The sequence below is a fragment of the Pedobacter miscanthi genome (genome assembly GCF_032678605.1).
Taxonomy (GTDB): domain Bacteria; phylum Bacteroidota; class Bacteroidia; order Sphingobacteriales; family Sphingobacteriaceae; genus Pedobacter; species Pedobacter miscanthi_A.
Genome location: NZ_JAVTSU010000007.1, coordinates 290615 through 313265, shown reverse-complemented (window position 1 = coordinate 313265; position 22651 = coordinate 290615). Strand labels below are relative to the sequence as shown.

20 protein-coding genes and 1 tRNA gene are annotated in these 22651 nt (G+C 37.9%); 14 read left to right on the top strand and 7 right to left on the bottom strand.

All coding sequences use genetic code 11. The features are described from left to right. Positions 1 to 126: 126 nt before the first annotated feature. Positions 127 to 200 (bottom strand) — tRNA-Ile (locus tag R2R28_RS13060). Between the two features lie 226 nt (positions 201 to 426). Here R2R28_RS13060 and R2R28_RS13055 point away from each other — a divergent pair. Together R2R28_RS13055 and R2R28_RS13050 are read left to right on the top strand one after the other, a co-directional pair. Further along, a complete protein-coding gene (locus R2R28_RS13055; RefSeq protein WP_316826131.1) occupies positions 427 to 2520 on the top strand; it encodes an HRDC domain-containing protein in 2094 nt (697 codons plus the stop codon). An 80-nt stretch (positions 2521 to 2600) separates the two neighbouring features. Then, positions 2601 to 3869, top strand: a complete 1269-nt coding sequence (locus tag R2R28_RS13050) for an Hsp70 family protein (protein ID WP_316826130.1) — start codon at positions 2601 to 2603, stop codon at positions 3867 to 3869. Positions 3870 to 4217: 348 nt separating this feature from the next. Here the strand turns inward: R2R28_RS13050 and R2R28_RS13045 are convergent, their stop codons facing one another. From R2R28_RS13045 to R2R28_RS13025, 5 genes are all read right to left on the bottom strand, one after another. Continuing rightward, positions 4218 to 4994 carry an AraC family transcriptional regulator gene (locus R2R28_RS13045; protein WP_316826129.1) on the bottom strand — a complete coding sequence of 259 codons (777 nt, stop codon included), beginning with the start codon at positions 4992 to 4994 and terminating at the stop codon, positions 4218 to 4220. A 329-nt stretch (positions 4995 to 5323) separates the two neighbouring features. Continuing rightward, positions 5324 to 5521, bottom strand: a complete 198-nt coding sequence (locus R2R28_RS13040) for a cold-shock protein (protein WP_316826128.1) — start codon at positions 5519 to 5521, stop codon at positions 5324 to 5326. Positions 5522 to 5524: 3 nt separating this feature from the next. After that, a complete protein-coding gene (locus tag R2R28_RS13035) occupies positions 5525 to 5713 on the bottom strand; it encodes a cold-shock protein (RefSeq protein WP_316826127.1) in 189 nt (62 codons plus the stop codon). 189 nt (positions 5714 to 5902) lie between these two features. Next, entirely contained in the window at positions 5903 to 6910 is a 1008-nt protein-coding gene (locus R2R28_RS13030) for an aldo/keto reductase (RefSeq protein ID WP_316826126.1), read from the bottom strand. A 116-nt stretch (positions 6911 to 7026) separates the two neighbouring features. Next, a complete protein-coding gene (locus tag R2R28_RS13025; RefSeq protein ID WP_316826125.1) occupies positions 7027 to 7929 on the bottom strand; it encodes a helix-turn-helix domain-containing protein in 903 nt (300 codons plus the stop codon). Between the two features lie 345 nt (positions 7930 to 8274). Between R2R28_RS13025 and R2R28_RS13020 the strand changes: the two genes are divergently transcribed. The 5 genes from R2R28_RS13020 (at position 8275) to R2R28_RS13000 (ending at position 13920) form a co-directional block, all read left to right on the top strand. Beyond that, positions 8275 to 8457 (top strand): hypothetical protein, encoded by a 183-nt coding sequence (locus tag R2R28_RS13020; protein ID WP_316826124.1) that lies wholly within the window; start codon positions 8275 to 8277, stop codon positions 8455 to 8457. Positions 8458 to 8555: 98 nt separating this feature from the next. After that, positions 8556 to 9974: a PQQ-dependent sugar dehydrogenase gene (locus R2R28_RS13015; protein WP_316826123.1), complete on the top strand. Its 1419-nt coding sequence runs from the start codon at positions 8556 to 8558 to the stop codon at positions 9972 to 9974. A 148-nt stretch (positions 9975 to 10122) separates the two neighbouring features. After that, complete coding sequence (locus tag R2R28_RS13010; protein ID WP_316826122.1) at positions 10123 to 12828, top strand: PQQ-dependent sugar dehydrogenase; 2706 nt, start codon at positions 10123 to 10125, stop codon at positions 12826 to 12828. Positions 12829 to 12955: 127 nt separating this feature from the next. Next, positions 12956 to 13591 carry an HAD family phosphatase gene (locus tag R2R28_RS13005; RefSeq protein ID WP_316826121.1) on the top strand — a complete coding sequence of 212 codons (636 nt, stop codon included), beginning with the start codon at positions 12956 to 12958 and terminating at the stop codon, positions 13589 to 13591. Between the two features lie 8 nt (positions 13592 to 13599). Next, positions 13600 to 13920, top strand: coding sequence for a DUF962 domain-containing protein (locus tag R2R28_RS13000; protein WP_316826120.1), 321 nt, complete (start codon positions 13600 to 13602; stop codon positions 13918 to 13920). A gap of 217 nt (positions 13921 to 14137) precedes the next feature. On the opposite strand, the gene R2R28_RS12995 is transcribed toward R2R28_RS13000, so the two are convergent. Beyond that, complete coding sequence (locus tag R2R28_RS12995) at positions 14138 to 15322, bottom strand: proline dehydrogenase family protein (protein ID WP_316826119.1); 1185 nt, start codon at positions 15320 to 15322, stop codon at positions 14138 to 14140. 94 nt (positions 15323 to 15416) lie between these two features. Between R2R28_RS12995 and R2R28_RS12990 the strand changes: the two genes are divergently transcribed. The 7 genes from R2R28_RS12990 to aroA all read left to right on the top strand — a co-directional run bounded on the left by R2R28_RS12990 (position 15417) and on the right by aroA (position 22568). Then, positions 15417 to 15623, top strand: coding sequence for an RNA-binding S4 domain-containing protein (locus R2R28_RS12990; RefSeq protein WP_025142770.1), 207 nt, complete (start codon positions 15417 to 15419; stop codon positions 15621 to 15623). Then, on the top strand, positions 15623 to 16681 hold the full coding sequence (aroB, locus tag R2R28_RS12985; RefSeq protein ID WP_316826118.1) for a 3-dehydroquinate synthase: 1059 nt from the start codon (positions 15623 to 15625) through the stop codon (positions 16679 to 16681). The genes R2R28_RS12990 and aroB overlap by 1 nt, the downstream gene beginning before the upstream one ends. Before the next feature lies 1 nt (position 16682). Then, positions 16683 to 17645 carry a sterol desaturase family protein gene (locus R2R28_RS12980; protein WP_316826117.1) on the top strand — a complete coding sequence of 321 codons (963 nt, stop codon included), beginning with the start codon at positions 16683 to 16685 and terminating at the stop codon, positions 17643 to 17645. Between the two features lie 406 nt (positions 17646 to 18051). Continuing rightward, on the top strand, positions 18052 to 18669 hold the full coding sequence (locus R2R28_RS12975; RefSeq protein WP_316826116.1) for a hypothetical protein: 618 nt from the start codon (positions 18052 to 18054) through the stop codon (positions 18667 to 18669). A gap of 339 nt (positions 18670 to 19008) precedes the next feature. Continuing rightward, positions 19009 to 19842, top strand: coding sequence for a prephenate dehydratase (locus R2R28_RS12970; RefSeq protein ID WP_316826115.1), 834 nt, complete (start codon positions 19009 to 19011; stop codon positions 19840 to 19842). 115 nt (positions 19843 to 19957) lie between these two features. Next, on the top strand, positions 19958 to 21097 hold the full coding sequence (locus R2R28_RS12965) for a chorismate mutase (RefSeq protein WP_025142774.1): 1140 nt from the start codon (positions 19958 to 19960) through the stop codon (positions 21095 to 21097). A gap of 181 nt (positions 21098 to 21278) precedes the next feature. Beyond that, positions 21279 to 22568: a 3-phosphoshikimate 1-carboxyvinyltransferase gene (gene aroA, locus R2R28_RS12960; protein ID WP_316826114.1), complete on the top strand. Its 1290-nt coding sequence runs from the start codon at positions 21279 to 21281 to the stop codon at positions 22566 to 22568. The last annotated feature ends 83 nt before the right edge of the window (positions 22569 to 22651 follow it).

The window sequence follows — 22651 nt, the reverse complement described above, 5'->3', positions numbered from 1 at the left end:
ACAGATTTTGTAACTGATCCCCTTTTAGGAGCAGAATAAACTTCGCAAGAAAGGGAGCGTTTAGATAATTCGATCGTACCCAAACAAAAAACCCCTCTAAGTATTACTTAAAGGGGTTTAAAGCAGTGGGCCCACCTGGGCTCGAACCAGGGACCAAAAGATTATGAGTCTTCTACTCTAACCAGCTGAGCTATAGGCCCGGAAAAAAGTATTCCTTTTTTGCGAGTGCAATGTTACAAATTTGAATTGAATTTTCGAAAATGTTTTTGGCAATTTTTCATAAAAAACCATTATATAAACTCATTTTCAACTGCTTAATCTTATTTTTTATTTTTCAGAGTACTCCCTTATGCTTTTAAAATGTGGATAAAAGGGCTCTTGATCTGTCCTCAAATGAGATTTGAATAGGTTATTTTTGTAGTTGATATGAATACGCCTGATCCGGACAACCAACTTCTTTTAGATTTTTTAGCTACGACCAATCAACCCGTTTTTTTAACCGGTAAAGCAGGAACGGGTAAAACCACCCTCCTACGCAAAATCAGGGATACCACCAAAAAGAATTTTGCCATTGTTGCCCCTACTGCAGTTGCAGCAATAAATGCGGGTGGTGTAACCCTCCATTCGTTTTTCCAGATCCCCTTTGGGCCACTGGTTCCTGTTGTGGATGAAAATGCAGATACCAATTTTAAATATTCTGACGAAAAAACCAGGTTATTACGTTGTCTTGATCTCTTAATTATAGATGAGATCAGTATGGTTCGGGTTGATATCATTGATTTTATCGACCGTACTTTAAAACGTGTTAAAGGATCCGGCCGGCCGTTTGGGGGCGTTCAGGTTTTAATGATCGGCGATCTTTATCAGCTTTCTCCTATTTTTCATGATGCCTGGCACATTTTGGGCGCTTTTTATTCGAGTCCATATTTTTTCGATAGTATCATTTTCCGTTCCACGCCGATGGTCACTTTTACGCTGGATAAAGTATACCGCCAGTCAGACCCAACATTTCTGGATATCCTGAATGGTATGCGCGAAAACACGCTTGATACTGGTTTATTGGCGAAATTAAACGAACGTTATGATCCATCTTTAAATCAGGAGTGGAAAGACGATTACATTACTTTAACCACACATAACCAACTGGTTAACAAAATTAACCAGGGATGTTTAGAAAAACTGGATGGAGATATTTTTGATTTCAATGCTGTAATTAACGGCGATTTTCCTAAAGATGCTTATCCTACTGATGAAAAATTACAGTTAAAACTTGGCGCACAGGTTATTTTCATCAAAAATGATTCTTCAGGCAAAAAGCAATATTATAACGGAAAGGCAGCAAAAATCACCGCAATTAATCAGGATTCAGTAAAAGTGAGTTTCTCTAACGATGGCCGGGAGATTGAGGTAGAAAAAGAAATCTGGCAAAATGTAAAATACAGTTTGAGTGACGAGGATAATAAAATAGACGAAACAAGTACAGGTTCGTTCTCTCAATATCCTTTTAAACTGGCCTGGGCCATCACCGTTCATAAAAGCCAGGGTTTAACCTTTGATCAAGCCATTGTTGATGTAAGCACGGCATTTACCCACGGACAGGCTTATGTGGCATTAAGCCGTTGTCGAAGTTTAGAAGGATTAATCCTAAAATCTCCTGTAGCCTCCGAAAATATCATCACCGATGCCAAAGTCATCAATTTCACAAAAACCAGCCACCAGGATAAACCTACTGCCGATCTGCTGGTGCGTTACAGCCAGCAATATGCCTGGAGCTTAATCCACGAATTATTAGACTTTTCGCTCGTTGCTAAAGACTGGGAAAAACTGGGCCGATCTAAACTGATGGATAAAGATGAAAAAAATGCATTTTTATCCATTTATGAACAGGGAAACCAGCTCCTTCAGAACGAAATATTTAAAATAGCCAGGAGCTTTGTCGCAAAAGAACTGTCAAAAATAAACACTGCTGAAAATCCGGCCAATGAGGGTGACTTTATGAGTCGCCTGCAAAAAGCATCGGATTATTTTATTCCTAAACTCGACCAGGTAATTACGCTGATGGCCAGAATTGTGGCAATCAATTTTTATAACGATACCCACTCTGATAAGCTCCTTACCGTATTAAAAGAAGTTAAAGACGCACTTCAAGTTAAACTGGCCTTATTTAAAATCTCCTGGAATCCGTTTTCGATTAAAGATTATATCAATACCCTGCATGCCGCAAGTAACAAACAACCAGAGAAAAAACAGGTAAAATCGAGTATTAAACCAAAGGAGATTTCCAATCCGCAGGTTTATAAAAATTTGGTTGAGTGGCGCAAAACCATTGCACAGCAAAGAGGCACTCCGGATTATTCGGTTCTTTCTGACCTGGCCTTACTTTCGATTGCCGAAAGAATGCCAAGAACCACCGATCAACTGGCTGCACTTAAAAGTGTCGGGATTGGCAATGCCAAAGAGCTTGGCCAGCAAATTACCCGGATTGTAAATGCGCATTTGGGTACGAGCGAGTTATTTTAAAAAATTTTTAGTTCAATACATCTTTTTTTAATACTTTCGCAGCCCCATTTCAGTCGCTACATTTCACAATACGCCAAGCCATGAGTAAATTTTTATACGGAATAGATTTTGGAACAACCAATTCGGCATTATCCATTTATGATGAAGAAAAGAAAGAAATTATAGATACGATTTCAATCCCCTCTTTAATCTATTTTACGGAAGTAAAAAGCATTATCGATGGCGAAAACCATATTGTTGGCGAAAAAGCAATCGAAGCTTATTTAGGCGATGGCATGAAAGGCCGTTTCATCAAATCCATCAAACAGATTCTCTCGAGATCTACTTTTACCGAAACCCGCATTCATAACAAAAGATACACCGCTTCTGACCTGGTGACCCTGATTCTTAAAGATTTAAAAGAAAAAGCAGATCACATTATTGGTGAAGATTGCCAGAAAGCCATTATTGGCCGGCCGGTTTTTTTTGATGATGATAATACCATGAAAGATACCCTGGCACAAACCAGGCTAAAAAAAGCGGCAGAAAATGCTGGTTTTACAGATGTACGCTTTCAATTTGAACCTATCGGAGCAGCTTTTGCTTATGAAAAAACCATCAAAAAGAAAGAGCGTGTTTTGGTTGCCGATCTGGGTGGCGGAACCACCGATTTCACCTACCTCATCCTCGATCCCGATAAGGTTGGCAGCAAAGACAGAAAAAATGACATGATTGCCTCTGGTGGTATCTACATTGGTGGCGATAGTCTCGATTCTGCCTTTATGTGGGATAAGGGCACTCCATATTTCGGAAAAAATACGATGTATGAGGCTACCCCGGGAAAGGTTTTAAATGTGCCAAAATCGCTGTTTGCCAACATTTGTACCTGGGATAAAATGAATTTCTTTAACGGACTAAAAATTCAGAAAGAGATTGAAGAATACTATTATTATTCTAAAAACGATCCGAAATTTAAAAATCTGATTACATTAATCGAAAATAACCTGGGTTATTCTCTCTTCAGGTCGATCGAAAAAACAAAAATTGAACTGTCTGATCAGCCGCGCTCTACATTTACTTATAACAATATGGAAATCGAGATTGATGAAAACATTTCACTCGAACAATATAATTCGATTATTGAAAAAGACATCAATAGAATTGACGCTTACCTGGATCAGTTTATGGAAACATACAAAATCAATCCTGAGGATATTGATTGCCTGTTTTTAACCGGAGGAACATCGATGGTTTCGGCGGTACAAAACCTTTTCAAAAATAAATTCCCTCACATTCCGTTAAATTCTGGAGATAACTTTAAAAGTGTAGCAAAAGGATTGGCCTATAGTGGTTATCTGTTTGAGAACTAATACCTGCCAAATTACACGAAGCAGTAATTAAACCAAATACACTGTAGTTTAATACCCTGAATTATAACAGTTAAAGTACGACGCATGGTTATTTAATATCTTATACAACATAATGTAATTACTCATATACGACTATGTAACATAATGAAGATTATTTTCTTCTTTATACAAAGATTTTATAATTTAGTGGTTGAAAAATTGGTGCGGCTGATAGTAGATACAGTGAGCAAAGCCTTACGCGTTAGGCGCTCAAGCAATTAATGTGGTGAGGTTCGGAAAGCCTGTTTTCTGGAAGAGATGAAATCAAGTTGATGTCCATTTCTTTACCAGACGCACCAATTTTCATTTTTAAACCAACCGGCTAAACTGGAGTACTGAAACTCCTTTGTGTCTTCTAAAACTCGTTAAAAATTTACTGGTTTGTTCAAACCCTAAAATACCGGCTATCTGATCAACCGAAAAGTCGCTGTGCAGCAACAATTCCTCAGCTTCTCTCATAATCCTGTCTTTAATTAATACAGTTAAGCTTTTCCCTAAAACGCGATCCAAAAATTTATTCAATTTCCCTGTGCTCATCCCCATACCGTCAGCATAAAACTGAATCCCCCGCTCCACTCTATAATACTGCTCTAAAATAGCCCTGAAGCGCAAAACCTGCTGTAATTCGTCTAACGTTAAAGCTGCCAGGTAACCATCTAAACCAGCAGTAAACCCCAGAAACAAGGATAAATATTGTGCTAAAAACCGTAAATCTTTTTTAGCGTCGATTTCTTTCTTAAGCTGATCCAGTAAACTATAAGTTTTAACCGATTCCTGAGGTTTTAAATCCCTGTAGGATAAATTAAGGAAAAGATTTTTTGCAAGTGGATCCAAATGTTGAAGCAAAAACTCAGCATATAACATGCTGCTGAAATTTAACCAATAACCTGATTTAATCTGACCTTCAAGCCTTACCAATCCTTCTTCAGGAATAAAAAAGATTCTTTTATCCACCAATTTAAGGTCGCCGGAGTTCATACACAAAAAGCCAGTGCCCTCCTTCACAATCAACATCCGCATCGGATATGTTGCCTGCAATGCACGTTCTCTATTAAAAACCCCGCTAATTGGCGCTAATTGTATCATAATAAACTTAAAGGATAAACATCAGTAAGACTGAAATATGCTAATCAGGTTACATTTCTATTAATTTTTTATGTAAACCAGGCCTTTTTCAGCATACAAATATCACAAAAATGCCCTCTAAAAAGATTAGAGGGCATTATTTATTAGATAAATATGAATCATTTTTATCCATTATTAAAACATTTATGCTATAGAAGGCTTTGCTTTGCGGTGGCAAACTTGGATATGTTTGTTTTACCGTTTAATCAATTTGATTTTACAACGAAAAACAGCGCCAAATCATTACCATGTTTAACTAAAACACCTTACTAACCCGTAACTTTGTACCCTCAGGCCGATAAGATCCTTACCTGAACGGCCTCTACTCCTGATTTAGTAAATTCAAGATCAAATTGAACAATATTATCAGGTTTAATCTCTCCAATTATGCCGTGAGCAAAAACATTAAATTCCATACCTCCGTTTGATGGCGTAATACCACCAAAACCTTCTTCGCTATTATAAAATTTTACTGTACCCAGTCTCATATTCTATTTAATCAATCTCACATTAACAGCGTTTGGTCCTTTTTTACCTTGTGCAACTTCAAACTCAACCCGGTCATTTTGATTTACTTTATCGATTAAACCCGTAACATGTACAAAAATTTCGTCGCCGTTTTCTGTAACAACAAACCCAAAACCTTTAGATTCGTTATAAAATTTTATTGTGCCTTGCATTTTATTTAGATTTTTAATTATCAAACATACGAATAACCAAAAATGTTTAGCAATTAAATAGATTTTATCATTAAATGTGTAGATCTGTACCTATTTAACAATGTTTTTAAATTTAAAGCCTCAAATATAACATTAAACAAAAAAAGCCACAGGTTACACCTGCAGCTTCAAAACTACCAATAACATATTTTAAGCATTTACAAACTGTATCTGGGTATCATCATACCGCCCGCCAGCGGTAGCGCCTACAGGAATAATAGATTCTAATTTTTCTTTTTCGGCTGCAGTTAATGTAATATTGGTGGCCGCTGCATTTTCTTCAATGTATTTAATCCTTTTTGTACCCGGAATTGCCAGTACACCTTGGGCAAGTACCCAGGCCAATGCCAATTGCGAAGGCGTTACACCTTTATCTGCAGCAATTAGCTCAATCTCTTTTAACAAGGCTATATTTTTGTAAAAGTTATCACCCTGAAAACGTGGAATACTTCTGCGGAAATCATCTTCGGCAAAATCATCCGGACTTTTGATATCGCCCGAAATAAAACCTCTTCCCAATGGAGAATAGGCAACGAAACCAATTCCAAGTTCATTTAAAGTATCCATTACGCCACTGGTTTCTGCTTCACGTTCGAAAAGTGAATATTCACTCTGTACGGCGGTAATTGGATGGATTTTATGTGCCCTTCTAATCGTTTCTGCAGAAACCTCCGATAAACCGATATACTTTACCTTGCCTGATTTTACCAATTCGGCCATTGCACCTACTGTTTCTTCAATTGGTGTATCAGGGTCAACACGATGCAGGTAATATAAATCGATATAATCTGTACCGAGATTTTTTAAGGAGCGGTCTAACGCTTTTTGCACATAGGCCGGCGTACCATTAAATCCCCAGGTTAATTGTTCGTTATCATCAACTTCGTAGCCAAATTTTGTAGCAATGGTATATTGATCACGGTTACCTTTTATCGCTTTTGCTACCAAACGTTCATTTAACAGCGGCCCATATAAATCGGCAGTATCCAAAAAATCGATTCCAAGTTCCAATGCACGATGGATGGTTGCAATTGAGTCCTCTTCATTAGCCTTGCCATAAATATCTCCTCCTGCAATAGTGGTCATGCCCATGCAGCCTAATCCCTGTACCGGTACCTGTAGTCCTTGACTACCTAATTTTATTTTTTTAATGCCCATGTTTTATTTCTTTAATTTAACAAGGGCAAAGTTATAGGGATGAGCACTTCGTTGATTAAACAAATCAAAGTGTTTATTAAACAAATCAACGGAAAGAAAAATGGGAAAGGTAAAATCTAAACAGGCAAAGAATTGTTCCTGATTTTCATCGGGGTAAAGCCTGTATGCTTTTTAAAAAAATTATTAAAGTATGAGGCGTATTCAAACCCCAGGCTAAAAGCAATTTCTGCCACGCTCCAATCTGTATGCAGCAAAAGGGATTTGGCTTCGGCAATAATGGCCTCATTAATAATGGTGGTGGTAGATTTACCGGTTACTTCCTGAATGGCAGCATTTAAATGGTTTACATGTACAGAAAGCCGTTCGGCATAATCTCCGGCTTTTTTCAGTTTAAGGGGATCTTGTGGAGAATCAACCGGAAATTGTTTTTCCAAAACGGTTAAAAACAGGTTGGTAATTCTCGAAGCTGCATTTGTTGGATTAAAATAAGCAACCGCAGGCTGCATTTTAACGGCTTCATGAATAATTACATTCACATAATTGCGGATCAGCTCATACTTATACACATAATCACCATCCATTTCGGTCTGCATCCTTACAAAAATACTTTTAAGGTAGCTTAGCTGTTCATCTTCCAACAGGTAAACAGGATTTCCATCTGCTTTAAACAAAGTAGAATCCTGCAAACTTTCCATACGCGCACCAGTGTGCAGGAAATCTTCACTAAAAACGCAGAAATGCCCGTCATATACCATATCCTCTTCTTTAGCATCCCATGAATAAGGAATTAGCGGATTGGTAAAAACCAAAGCAGGTTTGCTGATCTCGATATCGCGGTTTGCATACAACAAAGTGCTACAGCCTTTTGTAATGAGCGAAATTTTATAAAAATCTCTCCTATTATAAGCTGTTAACTTACATTTATCATCATTCATCCCAGCAACCCTAAATTGAATAGGATCGATATGAATACCAGAAAATGAATTTGTTTTTTTGCCGGATACCGGATTTTGCTGCATGTTCAAAATTAAACAATTCAAAGAGAAAACATCTCTACAAATTATTTGAAAAATGAATTAGCTCTTTTTACCATTAAAAATTACAAAGAAAACACTGAAACCACCTAAAAGGAACACTATTCCTAAAATCATATTTATTTTATCGCCCATTTCGTAATCTACAAATTAAATCTGAAATGACAATATCCTGACACAAAATAGTCACAAAATACAACCATAAGTTGTAAGAATATCAATTTTTACTTAAATTAACTTCATAATTAGCATCACTGTAGCGGATACCAACCAGTTGTAAAACATATATAAGCTGGCAATGTTAATTAAACAACATTAAACTACCAGAATATGAAAAAATTAACGAAAAACAGCAGTAAAGAAGAACTGGAAAGTATAAGAAAAGGCGATACCATTAAAGACGATACCGGAAAAGAAGGAGAAGTTACCCAGATCGAAATCTTAACCCGCCGACAAGAAAAGCAATATTATTATAAGCTTAAAAACGACGGCACCATATTGGTTATTAAATAAATTACATACCGCCTATTTATTATTTGTCCATAAGCAGATCATGATTAATATTTTATCATATATTTATTTGGTAAAACGTTTTAATAAACTCATTATCTATGATAAAGCTAAAATATATTGCTTTTTCGGTTTTTATCGTTGCCTTTGCTTACGCAACCAGTTTTACAGCTAAACAGGATAAAGATGAATCAGGAGTATTTTTTAAAATAGATACTTTAGCCAGTAACCTCAATGTTCCGTGGCAAATTACTTTTCTGCCCGACCGCACCATGCTGTTTACCGAACGCAGCGGGCAAGTACGCCTTTACCGGAATGGCAAACTTAGTGAAAAGCCCATATTAATTGTAAATGATATAAAGGCTGAAATCAAAACAGGCTTATTGGGAATGGTGGTTCACCCTGCCTTTAACAAGAATCATTTTATCTATATTGCTCATAATTATGGTGAAAATAACCGCTTATGGCTTCGCGTTGTACGTTATGAATTTAAAAGCGATACGCTCATCCATCCAAAAACATTAATCGAACAAATTCCTGCCGCCCGCAACCATACCGGATGCAGGTTAATTTTCGGTCCAGATCAAAAATTATACATTTCTACCGGTGATGCAGATCAGCCTACATTGGCTCAGGATTTAAAAACCTATAACGGTAAAATTTTACGGCTAAACGATGATGGAAGTATTCCTACCGACAATCCTTTTATTAAAAACGACACGGCACATCACGAAATCTGGTCGTATGGACATCGAAATCCTCAGGGGCTTGCTTTTGAGCCGGTAACTAAGCTTTTTTATGCTACAGAGCATGGGCCTACCGGTGGCGATGAGGTTAATGTGATCAAAAAAGGGGCTAACTATGGCTGGCCTGTAATCCACCACCAGGAAACCACAGCAGGTATGATTACACCATTGCTGGAATACACACCCTCCATTGGCCCATCTGAAGCGGTTTTTTACCATGGAAAGGCTTTTCCGCAACTCAGCAACAATTTACTGGTTGCCTGTTTAAGGGGCGAATCGATACTCAGAATCGAAATGAAGGAAAGTAAAGTGCTTAAACAGGAAGTATTATTAAAGAAACAATATGGAAGAATCCGATCGCTGGTGGTTGGCCCTGATGGATACCTTTATATGTCAACATCAAATTTTGACCTGCCCGAAAGTAAAGGCAAAAGACCTTATGATATGATCCTCAGATTACGTCCTTCAACTAAAGAAAATAATCAGATGGCCCAAACCATATCTTCCAATAATCAAACGTCAAAAATGGAAACCGGCTCTGCCGAAATATTTAAACAACTTTGCGCATCGTGCCATGGTGATAAATTACAAGGAACAGAAAGGGTTTATAGCCTTATGGGCGGAAAATTTAAACACGGGGCGGATAAGCAGTCGATCATCAACAACATCAACAATGGAATTATAGATAAAGGCATGCCGGCATGGAACGGTTCCATCAGCAAAAAAGACATGGAAAGCCTGGCCGATTATATTTTAAAGCAAGTGAAGGAATGAGCGTTTTTTAAAAAGTGAATATTAAATAATTTTGTCATTTAATTCAATCTTTCTGTCATTAACTTTCCAGATTCACATAAATTTTGATACAATCAGTTAAGTTTTAAAACTAAAATCTATATTTATTGAAAATCCCTCAACCAAATAAATGAAAACAACATTTACCCTACTCTTATCTGCCATTGCATTTATATTAATTTCGGCAACTACATTAACCAAAAACACTTACGGAAATAAAACTTTCGATTTTCTTAAAAATAAAATTGATACTCCCGATCAGGACCGTTTTGTTAAGGTTACCCTCGCACAAGGAGAATTTATGGAGCCTACTGAAATGGCCATACTCCCAAACCTCGACATTTTGGTGGCACAGCGCCGTGGTGAAGTATTAATTTATAAAAACACTACAAAAAAAATCAAAGAAGCCGGCAAGCTTGATGTTTATTTTAAAACCAGCAACCCCGATGTAAATGCAGAAGAAGGCCTGTTAGGAATGGCTGCAGATCCAAAATTTGCTGTAAATAAATACATTTACCTCTTTTACAGTCCATTTGATAAGTCAGTAAACCGTTTATCAAGATTTAAAATGGTTAATGATCAGATTGTAAAAGAATCGGAGAAAATTATTTTAGAATTTTATTCGCAACGCGAAATTTGCTGCCATACCGGTGGTTCAATTGCTTTCGGATCAGACAATCTCCTTTATGTTTCTACCGGTGATAACTCTACGCCTTTTGATGCACCTAAACAACAATATGTAAATAAAGGATATGCGCCGCTTGATAACAGAAAGGGCCTGGAGCAATACGATGCCAGAAGATCGGCAGGGAATACCAACGATTTAAGGGGGAAAATTTTAAGGATTAAGGTAAATGAAGATGGAACATACAGTATTCCGGATGGCAACCTTTTTCCAAAAAATGATCCAAAGGCCAGGCCAGAAATTTATGTAATGGGCAACCGGAATCCTTACCGCATTTCGGTTGATCAGAAAAACAATTTTTTGTATTGGGGAGAAGTTGGTCCTGATGCACCGAATGATGATCCTTTAAGAGGTCCAAGAGGTTATGATGAGGTTAACCAGGCACAAAAAGCAGGTAATTTCGGTTGGCCGCTATTTGTTGGCAATAACTACCCTTACAAAGCTTACGATTATACCAATGGCGCCAATGGCAATGCTTTTGATCCAAAAGCGCCGATTAACAATTCGCCGAACAATACCGGTTTAGAAAAACTTCCACCAGCACAGCCGGCATTTATCTGGTATCCTTATGGCGAATCGGCAGAATTTCCACAGGTGGGTGCCGGCGGACGTACAGCTATGGCCGGACCAGTGTATTATGCCAGTACAAATTCGCCATACCCAGCTTATTATAACGGAAAGTTAATTATCTACGAATGGGTACGTGGTTGGGTTAAAGCAGTAACCATGGATGCCAAAGGCCAATACCAGAGCATGGAGCCTTTTTTATCTAAAGTATCGCTGGCTGCGCCAATTGATATGGAATTAGGACCAGATGGAAAATTATACATTTTAGAGTATGGAAAAGGCTGGTTCAGCAAAAATCCTGATGCTGCAATTTCAAGGATCGATTACCTGAAAGGAAACCGTCCGCCAATGGTTGAAAAACTGAACATTGTAAAAACAAGTGGACTGCTTCCATACAAGTTAACGGCTAATGTTATTGCCAAAGATCCTGATGGAGATGCTTTAAATTATGTTTGGAACTTAGGAAAAGGGATAACAAAAACCACTACCAGCCCAACCTTGCAATATACTTTTACCAAAGCAGGTGAATATCCGGTAAGTGTTACCGTAATGGATAAAAGCAAAGCTTCTGCCAAGAGTGAAGTTATACCTGTTTTTGCAGGAAATGAGCATCCAAACGTAGCGATTGATTTGGCGGGCAACAAAACTTTTTACTTCCCCAATAAACCAGTTGATTATAAAGTTTTAGTAAGCGATAAAGGTTCGAAAGTAGACAACAGCCGTATTTATATTTCTAATACCTATACTGAAGGAACGGATATGGCCGGCGCACAATTGGGCCACCAACAGGCTGCCCAAACTATGATCGGTAAGGCACTGATGTTAAAAGCCGACTGCAGCACCTGCCACAAAGAGTCTGCAGTTTCTATCGGCCCTGCATTTGATAAAGTTGCCGCCAAGTATAAAAATGACCCAAAAGCAGCTGATTACCTGGCTTCGAAAGTAATTGGTGGTAGCCAGGGTGTTTGGGGTGAAGTACCCATGCCTGCACACACCGCGATGAAAGAAGCTGATGTAAAGAAAATTACGGAATGGATTATGACTTTAGGCAATAAAGAAGTGGTTAAAGCATCGTTACCTATAGCTGGTAAAATTGTTCCGCCAGCTGCTGCCGATAAAAAGAAATCGGTTTTAACTTTAAAAGCTACCTACACCGATGCAGGTGCCAAAGGTTTAAAACCATTAACAACCACCAACCTGGTTAACTTAAAAAGTAATGTGATTGACGCCAATGACATTAAAACCTTTGGCGGTTTTGAAAGAAAAGATGTTTTTGGAGGTGAAAAACTGGTTCTAACCAATATTAACGGATGGATCGCAATTAAAAATGTTGATTTAACGGGTATATCCGGATTTACTTTCTCTTTCTTAAATCTTGATCCGGGTGCTGATGGAGAGATCGAAATCAGACTGGATGACAGTAAAGGCATTATGATCGGGAAATCGACTTTTAGAAAAAGTGTTCCAATCAATATGCTTTCTGATGGAAAATTCCACTCCCTCTACTTTGTTTTTAAGGAACTTAAAACAGGTGATAAAAAGAACCGGGCAATTATCCAGTCGATTACTGTAGAGCCTAAATAATTTGAATTAATTTTATGCCCGAAACCTAATAAAATAGGTTTCGGGTTTTTTATTGTAAAAAAATCTGCATTAATACCCTTCATTAAGTCAGCAATAATATCTTTGCAAGCAAATTCTCAGGATTTCCATGCAAAACATTAAAAACATTATTTTCGATTACGGAAACGTCATATTTGATATCGATTTCAGGATTGCCCAGGCATCTTTTCAAAAGCTGGGTATTACCGATATAGAAAATTTCTTTGCGCATAAAGCACACAACCAATTATTTGATGACTTTGAAACGGGGGCAATTTCTCCGGCAGAGTTTAGGGCCGGGATCAGAACAGCGGCCAGCAAACCCGAATTAACAGATCAGCAGATTGATGATGCATGGAACAGCCTGTTAATTGGTACCATCCAGGAAAACCACGATTTATTACTTCAGGTAAAAGAAAAGTACCGTACCTTTTTGTTGAGTAACAACAACGAGATCCATTACAATTGGATTATCGATTATTTAAAAGCTACCTTCAAAATTAATAATTACGATGCTTACTTTGAAAAAGCTTATTTTTCTCAGCACATGAAACTGCGGAAACCCAATACCAGTATTTTTGAGCAGGTATTAAAAGAAAACAACCTTAACCCGGCAGAAACTTTGTTTATTGATGATAGTCCACAACACATAGCGGGGGCAAAAAAAGTGGGTTTAAATGCTTTATTAATGACAGAAAAACCGGCTCAGTTAGCCTCGTTTTTAAAAGCAAACGGAATTTTGTAAATTCGGGTATGACAGAGAAAAAGTTTAAGTCGCTAAAAGAATTCTACCCTTTTTACCTATCAGAACATAACAATACCACCTCGCGAATCCTGCATTTCATCGGAACAGGATTAGTGGTATTGGCTTTTTTTACCGGTTTTCTTTTTCACAACTGGCAGTTCTTCCTGGCTATGCCTGTATTGGGTTACGGTTTTGCATGGGTGGGCCACTTTTTCTTCGAAAAAAACAAACCCGCTACCTTTCAATATCCGGGTTATAGTTTGGCCAGTGATTTTATCCTGTTTTACGATTTACTTACCGGAAGGCAGCCTTTTGTGGTGGGGAATTAACTTCCGAAGTTTAACAAGGTCAAGAGCGGAGAAAGAACTTCGGAAATCTGATTTAAAAACGGTCGTCATTGCGAGGAGGAACGACGAAGCAATCTTACAACGGTCGCTAAGCATCAAACTTAATAAATGCTTTTTACCCACCCAAAGTAGTAGGATTGCTTCGTGCCTCGCAATGACGACCCCATTGTTAACCGTCAAATGCCAATTGAAAACTGAACTACAATTTCCTTCTTTTCAATTCTCTTTCAATCAAACCTAATTCACGACCGGTTTGTCCGGCAACTGAGGTGTTTTCCTGTGCCCTTCTGAACAAGTAAGGCATTACCGCTTTAATCGGTCCATATGGCACATATTTGGCCACGTTATAGTTCGAATCGGCCAGGTTAAAGCTCAGATTATCGCTCATCCCCAACAATTGTGCAAAATAAACGTGAGGGTGGTTATGTTTAATATTCTTTTCTTCTAAAAGATAGGTTAATAAACGACTGCTGTCTTCATTATGCGTTCCGGCCACAATGGCTATTTCTTCAATATGATCTACACAATAGCGCAAAGATTCGTTATAATCACGATCTGAGGCTTCTTTATCAGGCTGAATTGGCGAAGGATAGCCCATTTCTGCAGCACGTTTACGCTCTTTTTCCATATAGGCACCACGCACCATTTTCACCCCTAAAATAAACCCATCTGCTTTGGCAATTAAATGGTCGGCTTTCATATCAGCCAGTTTATCGTGGCGGTACATCTGGTAAGTATTGTATACAATAATGCGCTCACGGTTAAATTTACGCATCATATCCAAAGCCAGTTCATCAATGGTATTCTGGATCCAGGTTTCTTCCGCATCAATCATAATCGGTACCCCTTTATCAAAAGCGGTTTTGCAGATCATTTCGCAACGCAGTTTCACTTTTCCGTACTCTGCCTCTTCCGTTACGTTTAATTTTTCTTTGGCATCTAGTTTCTGCAACAACGCAAAACGGCCGATACCTGTTATTTTAAAAACCGTAATCGGAATTTTAGCATCCCCATCTGCACGTAGAATCGTGCGGATAATTTCGGCACAGGTTTCATCAAAAACCTGCTCTTCTTCTTCTCCTTCAACCGAATAATCTAAAATGGTACCAACTCCACCCTTATCCAGTTGTTCGATGGCTTTATTACATTCAGCGATGGTTTCGCCGCCACAAAATTGTTGAAAAATAGTGGCTTTAATTGCACCCTGGATAGGGAGCCCAATATTTAAGAAAAAGTTTGTAATGGCAGGGCCAACTTTTGTAAGGAAATTACTGCCTATCATTTTAAAAAGCCAATATGCTTTTTTCAGTTCCTGGTTAGTTTTTTGACGGAAAGCAATTTCCGTGTTGTCAAAATTAGGTTGTTTATCGGGGACTAAATCCATTTTTTATCTATATATAAGTCAGATTGGTGCAAAATTATAAAAAGCATTGGTTGTTAAAACTAAAAACCTCCAAATAATCGTATTTTTGCATAAAATGATACAATTCAAATTAGAAGGCGAATTTATTCCACTAATCCAGCTGCTAAAAGCAACGGGCTTAGTTGGTACTGGTGGCGATGCACAGGCTGCCGTGATGGACGGTTTGGTAAAATGCAATGGCGAAGTAGAATTTCGCAAACGCTATAAAGTCAGAGTTGGCGATATCATCACTTTTGAACAAGATAAAATCGAAGTAATTTAATGGAAACCTTAACGAGCGCAGGCCATTCGCTTTATTTCGAAAGCAATTTAGACGCCTTAAAAACACTTTTAGAAAGCAACAAATACAGCAAAGTTTTTGTATTTGCAGATGAGCATACCAGTGAAATCTGTTTGCCGCTGTTCCAGTCTCTTCTAGATGATTTCTCTGAATTTGACCTGATTGAAACTTCAGCAGGTGAAGAAAACAAAAACATCGATTTTTGTATTGGCATCTGGAAAACCCTTTTGGATTTTGAAGCCGACCGCAAAAGTTTATTGATTAATTTAGGTGGTGGTGTAATAACCGATATGGGTGGTTTTATTGCTTCTACCTATAAAAGGGGGATCGATTTCATTAATGTGCCCACTACCCTGTTATCGCAGGTTGATGCCTCGGTTGGTGGTAAAACAGGAATCGACATCGACAATGTAAAAAACATGGTGGGAACTTTTACCTTACCACAAATGGTTTTTATTGAAACCGCATTCTTAAAAACCTTGCCACAACGTGAGCTTTTATCAGGTTTTGCCGAAATGATTAAACACGGTTTGATTTACGATAAGCCTTACTACGAAAAATTAAAAGAAAGCAATTACCTTACCCCTTCTGCTGAAGATATTTACCGTTCGGTAGAAATTAAAAACGAAGTGGTAACCATCGATCCGCATGAAAAAAACCTGCGTAAGATTTTAAACTTTGGTCACACCATCGGGCATGCTGTAGAAGGTTATTCGCTGGCTAATGACGAAAATCCGTTAACACATGGTGAAGCCATTGCCATTGGTTTTGTATGCGAGGCAGCTTTATCGATCAAAAACAGTACACTCAGCAAAGAAGAACTGAACGACATCAGTAGCTATATTTTGTCGTTATACCCTAAATACCACATCAAAAAAGAAAGCTTCGATACGCTTTTTGAATTGATGCAAAGTGATAAAAAGAATGAAGATGGAAATATTTTATTCTCACTTTTAGAAACAACAGGCAAATGCACGTTTAACTGCCGTGTAAGCACAGCCGATATTTTAAGCAGTTTGGATTATTATAACAGTTTATAAAATGAATTTTACCGGAAGTGATATTTCTGTAATCGGGCTTTTTGGTTTCGTAATCGTTTTAACCCTGGTTGAAATGTATTTTAGTTACCAGCATGACAGAAAATTATATACCAAACGCGATACCTGGACGAATATTTACCTGATGACGGCAGCTGTTGTGATTAATTTAGCAACCAAAACGGGTACATTTTTCTTATTGGCTTATTGTTACCAGTTCCGCTTGTTCCTGATTCCTAACATTTGGGTGTACTGGTTAGTGCTTATTTTAGCACAGGATTTTTTATACTGGTTTTTACATACCGTAGGGCATTACGTGCGCTTTTTCTGGGCCATGCACGTTACGCACCACTCATCAGAGCACTTTAACCTTACCACAGGTTTCCGTTCTACCGTTTTTGAGCCGATGTACCGTGTATTCTTTTACCTGCCTTTGGCTTTTATGGGTTTTACTGCGGTAGATATCCTTTTTGCTTATCTGGTAACCCAGATTTATGGCAATTTGGTGCATACACAATACAATATAAAATTCCCTAAATGGTACGAGTACATCTTTGTAACGCCTTCGCACCACCGTGTGCACCACGCCAGTAATGTACGTTACCTGGATAAAAATATGGGCATGGTGTTAATTCTTTGGGACAGGTGGTTTGGTACTTTTCAGGCAGAATTACCAGAAGATGTAGTAAAATATGGTTTAACTACGCAACCTAAAGATACTGGCCCGGTAAACATTATTTTCCACGAGTTTATTGCTTTAACAGCCGACATTAAAAAAGCACCAACTTTTATGGATAAGGTAAAATACATTTTTAATCCACCGGGATGGAGCCATGATGGCAGCACTAAAATTGCTAAAATTATGCAGCAGGAATTGCGTGATGAAGAAAAGAAAAATTACGAAGCATTACAACAAGAAAAAGTAAAAGGACTTAACGATCGGGGAGAGTTAAGCTCTACAGGATAAAAAAAAGTTTATTACCTAAAGGTCTGTGTCTCCACAGACCTTTTTTGTTATATGCCTTAGCTATTGTTAATTTTTAATCACAGATATGCACAGATTAACACAGATGATGTTATATATGCTATAAAGAATCGTCATTTCGACTGCATTCCGATTTTTCATCGGTTGCGTAACGGAGAAATCTTTTAAACTTGATTTGATAACCTGTTACAAAGATTTCTCCATTTCGCTGCACTCCAGTCGAAATGACGACCTTACTAGGGAGTCTGTCAATGGTAGCGCAGCGAAGAATCTCAGACCGTGGTGAACAGGGCATGAGAATTTATCTGTATTGGCCCTCCATATCTGAACGGCAGAATAGGCTTATAATTTCATATTCTTTTAGCATATTGCAGTAAATTATACCACCATGAAAAAACTAATGCTCTCTCTTCTACCTCTCCTGCTCGTGCTTAAAATTAAAGCTCAAGAAGTTAAAAACACAAGATATTTCGATGTAGATAATAAAGAAATTAGTCAACAGGTTTTTAAAGATAAACGCGCTACCAATACCGTTTTAGATATTCCTGGCGATTCATCCAATCATCATAAACTAATCAACAGAGAACAACAGGGTAAAATAAGCAACCGTAAAGAACTTATTTCTCTTTTAGAATATGCAGCGCATGAAAAGATTAATCCTTCACAACAAATTCTAATTATTTACTACCCTGGGAAAGACGCATGTAATACTGGTGGTGATGTAAAATTTCTAATATCAAACCTAAAAGAGATTGAAAAAGGCGTTGATCGAATAGCCAGTACAAAAACATTTTACATTTATAAAGATAAGGAGGGACTTGAAAGATATGACAATGCCATACCATGGATTAAAGATCCGGAACAAATCGTAGAAAAACTCTTTTTTAAATACCACTATCCTTGTAATAGTTTTACCGTGATTTCTAAAACAGGCAAGTACATCAGCTATTTTGGAGAATTTTATAAAGACCTTGTATTAGAAGCTTCCAAAAAACTACGCAAGTAAATTAAAACCGGGATTTTAGTTTATTTTAATCCACACACCATATAAAAATCCGTTTTTAAACCATTTTAAACCATAAAAAGACCAATCCGGAAACCAGTCCGTTTTTAACAAAATTAAATTTTATTAAAAATATTTTCAATTTCCTATTGACAAATTAAATTTTGTTGCTACATTTGGCTCAACGAAAAAAAGAAATGCAAATTACAAACACATATTACTTTGGTTACTTTTACTATTTTAGTAAGAGCCGGGGCTAATATGCAAAAAGATATATAACAATATTAAAATGTATAAAAAAGTCCCGGCAAACAGCCGGGACTTTTTTGTTTTAACGCAAAAATGGAAACGACAAAACGAGTAGCAATTCAGGGTATTAAAGCATCTTTCCACGAAGAAGCCGCATACAAATTCTTTGGTAAAGAAATTGTAACTGTAGAGTGCAACTCTTTTAAAGAAACTTGCGACAAGCTGGAAAAAAATGAGGCAGACTTTGTGGTAATGGCCATCGAAAACTCCATAGCAGGCAGTTTATTACCAAACTATACATTAATTCGCGATTATGGTTTTGCAGTTGTAGGCGAAGTATACCTGCCTATTCAGCTGCACTTAATGGCCTTACCTGGTGTAAAGTTTGAAGATATTAAAATCGTAACCTCACACCCTATTGCCATCCGTCAGTGTATCGATTTCTTTTACGATTATCCACACATTAAAATTGTGGAGAGTAACGATACCGCTGCCTGTGCAAAACGTATCCAGGAAGAGCAGTTAACCGATACCATGGCCATTGCAAACAGCTTAGCCGCAGAGCTTTATGGTTTAAACATTTTAGAACGACGTGTAGAATCGAACAAGAAAAACTATACCCGTTTCCTCATCCTTAAAAAGGATAAAACCGACGAGGGAAAGAAAATAAACAAAGCTTCGATCTGTTTTCAGGTTGGACATAAAGCAGGCTCATTGGCCACTGTGTTAAATGTATTTGCAGAGCAGGATGTAAGCTTAACAAAAATACAATCTATGCCGGTTTTAGGTAAAAGAAACGAATACTACTTTTACGTCGACTTAGAATGGCCAAGTACCGAAAAATATGATAAAGCCATTAGAAAAGCATTAAAATATACTTCGAACTTTAATATCCTCGGAGAATATCAAAAGAACGATAAAGTATAAAAAGTCGGAGGTCAGGAGTCCAAAGACAAATAGCAAAAAAGTAAATAATTTAAAATCAAAATATATCTTCGGACTTCCGACTGCGGACTCCGGACTTAAAAACAAACCCATCATCATGAAACTTAATTTGAACATCCAACCATTAAACACCTGGTTAAACGTAAACAACGAGCCGTTAATCATTTCCGGTCCTTGTAGTGCAGAAACTGAAGAGCAATTATTAACTACAGCACATTTATTGGCTGCTACCGGTAAAGTATCAGTATTGAGAGCTGGTATCTGGAAACCACGTACCCGCCCGGGAGAATTCGAAGGGATCGGAAGTATTGGTTTAGAGTGGTTAAAACGTGCTAAAGCAGAAACAGGTTTACCAACTGCAGTAGAGGTTGCCAATGCAAAACACGTTGAAGAGGCTTTGGCAGCTGGTGTAGATATCCTTTGGATTGGTGCACGTTCTACTGTAAACCCTTTCACCGTTCAGGAAATTGCCGATGCTTTAAAAGGACATGATGTTCCGGTATTAATCAAAAACCCGGTTAATCCTGATTTACAATTGTGGATCGGTGCGATTGAGCGTATCAATGGTGCTGGTATCACTAAAATTGGTGCTATCCACCGCGGTTTCTCTTCATTCGAGAAAAGTTCTTTCCGTAACGAACCCATGTGGGAACTGGCTATCCAGTTAAAAACACTTTGCCCTGAATTGCCGATCATTAACGATCCAAGCCATATTTGCGGTAACCGTGAATTAATCCCTTACATTTCTCAAAAAGCATTGGATTTGGATATGCAAGGTTTAATGATCGAATCACACGTAGATCCTTCAGTAGCCTGGACAGATGCTAAACAACAAGTTACGCCTGCTGCTTTGGCAGAATTGGTTGACCGTTTAACGGTACGTGAGCCAGAAGCACCAAACGAAGCTTTTGCTGATAAATTAGCTGATTTACGTAAATCAATTGATAAAATTGACGATATCTTATTGCAGAAATTAGGTGAGCGTATGGCTATCGTTGAAAAAATTGGTGAGTTTAAGCGCGATAACCAGGTAACGATTTTACAGGTAAACCGTTGGGATGCCATCATTAAAAAAGGTCACGCTTTTGCAAAAGCTTTAAAATTAGACCTAAATTTTACCGAGAAATTCTTAGAATTGATGCACGGTGAATCGATCCGTAAGCAAACTGAAATTATGAATGCAGGCAAATCTGAACAAGGCATTGCTGCTGAGCAACATACTGAGGTTAAAGCATAGTTGAGGTTAAAGCTGAAAGACTAAAGCTTAAAGCTACGTTTAACAGTGGTGTCATGTTGACCCTGTAGAAGGACATATGATAATGTTTCGACAGGTTTAACATGACATTTAATAAAATAAGCTATATGTGGTGTCAGATGTTTCCATCTGACACTTACATTTAAGAATAAAACAGAATAAAATGTCGAAAAATGCCTTAGTTTCTTTTAAAGGAACCAAGAATATTAATACGGAAATCCAATTAACGGGCTCCAAAAGCGAATGCAACAGAGCCTTAATTATCAGCGCTTTAAGCAAGAAACTGGTTAAAGTTGAAAACCTTTCCAATGCTGCCGATACGGTAACCTTAAACGGTATCCTGAATAAGTTGGGAGTTGAGGGTGGTGAGTTGGGAGAAAACTCCAAACTAAAAACTGCAAATTCCGAGCTGGTTGATGTTGGGCCAGCGGGCACGGCGATGCGCTTCCTTTCTGCCTATCTTTCTGCTAAAAACGGAAATTTTCTGTTAACCGGAACGGAGAGGATGAAACAACGTCCTATTGGTATTCTGGCAGAAGCTTTAAAAACAATCGGAGCCGATATTTCGTATGCGGAGGCCGAAGGCTTCCCGCCGTTAAATATTACTGGCCCATTGGATCAAAAAACTGCACAGATAAAGATTAAAGGTGATGTTAGCAGTCAATATATTTCGGCTTTACTGATGATTGCCCCTATCCTGCCACAAGGTTTAACTTTAGAAATCGAGGGTGAGTTAACATCTAAGCCTTATGTAGATATGACTTTAGATATGCTGGCAGAAGTAGGCATTGCGCACAGCTGGAACGGAAACTTAATTAAGATTGAACCACAGGTTTTTAAACCCGGTACTTTGGTAGTTGAGCCTGATTGGAGCGCAGCATCTTATTGGTACAGCATTGCAGCTTTGGCCGATGAAGCCGAAATTGCTTTACCTGCTTTAAAAGAGAAAAGCCTGCAGGGTGATAGCCAGATCAAAAATATCATGAAAATTTTTGGTATTGCCACCAGTAAAACCGATAAAGGCATTGCCATTAGCAATTTAGGACTTACTTTAGATACCAAAGAAGTTTTAGATTTGAAAACCTGTCCTGATTTAGCGCAGACCATTGTGGTTATTGCGGCTGCTTTAGGTAAAAACATGGCTTTTACAGGTTTAGAAACCTTAAAAATTAAAGAAACAGACCGTATTGCAGCCCTTCAGAACGAATTGGCTAAAATTGGTGTTACTTTCACAGAAAACAATCTTGTTTATACTTTAAATACCGACAATCTTCACTTTCCCGATAAAGTTACTTTCGCAACCTACGAGGACCACCGTATGGCGATGGCTTTTGCGCCGCTTGCATTATTAATCAACGAAGTTGAAATCGAAGAGATGCAGGTTGTAGAGAAATCTTATCCTTTTTATTGGGAAGATTTGAAAAAAGCAGGGTTTGAAGTGAGAGAGATTTGAGACACAAATTTAATAAAGACAAATAAATAACAAACTAACGAGGTTTGAATAGGGTTTGAGGTATATATCTCAAATCTAATATC

Excerpts from the sequence above, each read along its gene's own strand:
- R2R28_RS13055 (WP_316826131.1), top strand. The coding sequence starts at position 427 with ATGAATACGCCTGATCCGGACAACCAACTTCTTTTAGATTTTTTAGCT.
- R2R28_RS13050 (WP_316826130.1), top strand. The coding sequence starts at position 2,601 with ATGAGTAAATTTTTATACGGAATAGATTTTGGAACAACCAATTCGGCA.
- R2R28_RS13045 (WP_316826129.1), bottom strand. The coding sequence starts at position 4,994 with ATGATACAATTAGCGCCAATTAGCGGGGTTTTTAATAGAGAACGTGCA.
- R2R28_RS13040 (WP_316826128.1), bottom strand. The coding sequence starts at position 5,521 with ATGAGACTGGGTACAGTAAAATTTTATAATAGCGAAGAAGGTTTTGGT.
- R2R28_RS13035 (WP_316826127.1), bottom strand. The coding sequence starts at position 5,713 with ATGCAAGGCACAATAAAATTTTATAACGAATCTAAAGGTTTTGGGTTT.
- R2R28_RS13030 (WP_316826126.1), bottom strand. The coding sequence starts at position 6,910 with ATGGGCATTAAAAAAATAAAATTAGGTAGTCAAGGACTACAGGTACCG.
- R2R28_RS13025 (WP_316826125.1), bottom strand. The coding sequence starts at position 7,929 with ATGCAGCAAAATCCGGTATCCGGCAAAAAAACAAATTCATTTTCTGGT.
- R2R28_RS13020 (WP_316826124.1), top strand. The coding sequence starts at position 8,275 with ATGAAAAAATTAACGAAAAACAGCAGTAAAGAAGAACTGGAAAGTATA.
- R2R28_RS13015 (WP_316826123.1), top strand. The coding sequence starts at position 8,556 with ATGATAAAGCTAAAATATATTGCTTTTTCGGTTTTTATCGTTGCCTTT.
- R2R28_RS13010 (WP_316826122.1), top strand. The coding sequence starts at position 10,123 with ATGAAAACAACATTTACCCTACTCTTATCTGCCATTGCATTTATATTA.
- R2R28_RS13005 (WP_316826121.1), top strand. The coding sequence starts at position 12,956 with ATGCAAAACATTAAAAACATTATTTTCGATTACGGAAACGTCATATTT.
- R2R28_RS13000 (WP_316826120.1), top strand. The coding sequence starts at position 13,600 with ATGACAGAGAAAAAGTTTAAGTCGCTAAAAGAATTCTACCCTTTTTAC.
- R2R28_RS12995 (WP_316826119.1), bottom strand. The coding sequence starts at position 15,322 with ATGGATTTAGTCCCCGATAAACAACCTAATTTTGACAACACGGAAATT.
- R2R28_RS12990 (WP_025142770.1), top strand. The coding sequence starts at position 15,417 with ATGATACAATTCAAATTAGAAGGCGAATTTATTCCACTAATCCAGCTG.
- aroB (WP_316826118.1), top strand. The coding sequence starts at position 15,623 with ATGGAAACCTTAACGAGCGCAGGCCATTCGCTTTATTTCGAAAGCAAT.
- R2R28_RS12980 (WP_316826117.1), top strand. The coding sequence starts at position 16,683 with ATGAATTTTACCGGAAGTGATATTTCTGTAATCGGGCTTTTTGGTTTC.
- R2R28_RS12975 (WP_316826116.1), top strand. The coding sequence starts at position 18,052 with ATGAAAAAACTAATGCTCTCTCTTCTACCTCTCCTGCTCGTGCTTAAA.
- R2R28_RS12970 (WP_316826115.1), top strand. The coding sequence starts at position 19,009 with ATGGAAACGACAAAACGAGTAGCAATTCAGGGTATTAAAGCATCTTTC.
- R2R28_RS12965 (WP_025142774.1), top strand. The coding sequence starts at position 19,958 with ATGAAACTTAATTTGAACATCCAACCATTAAACACCTGGTTAAACGTA.
- aroA (WP_316826114.1), top strand. The coding sequence starts at position 21,279 with ATGTCGAAAAATGCCTTAGTTTCTTTTAAAGGAACCAAGAATATTAAT.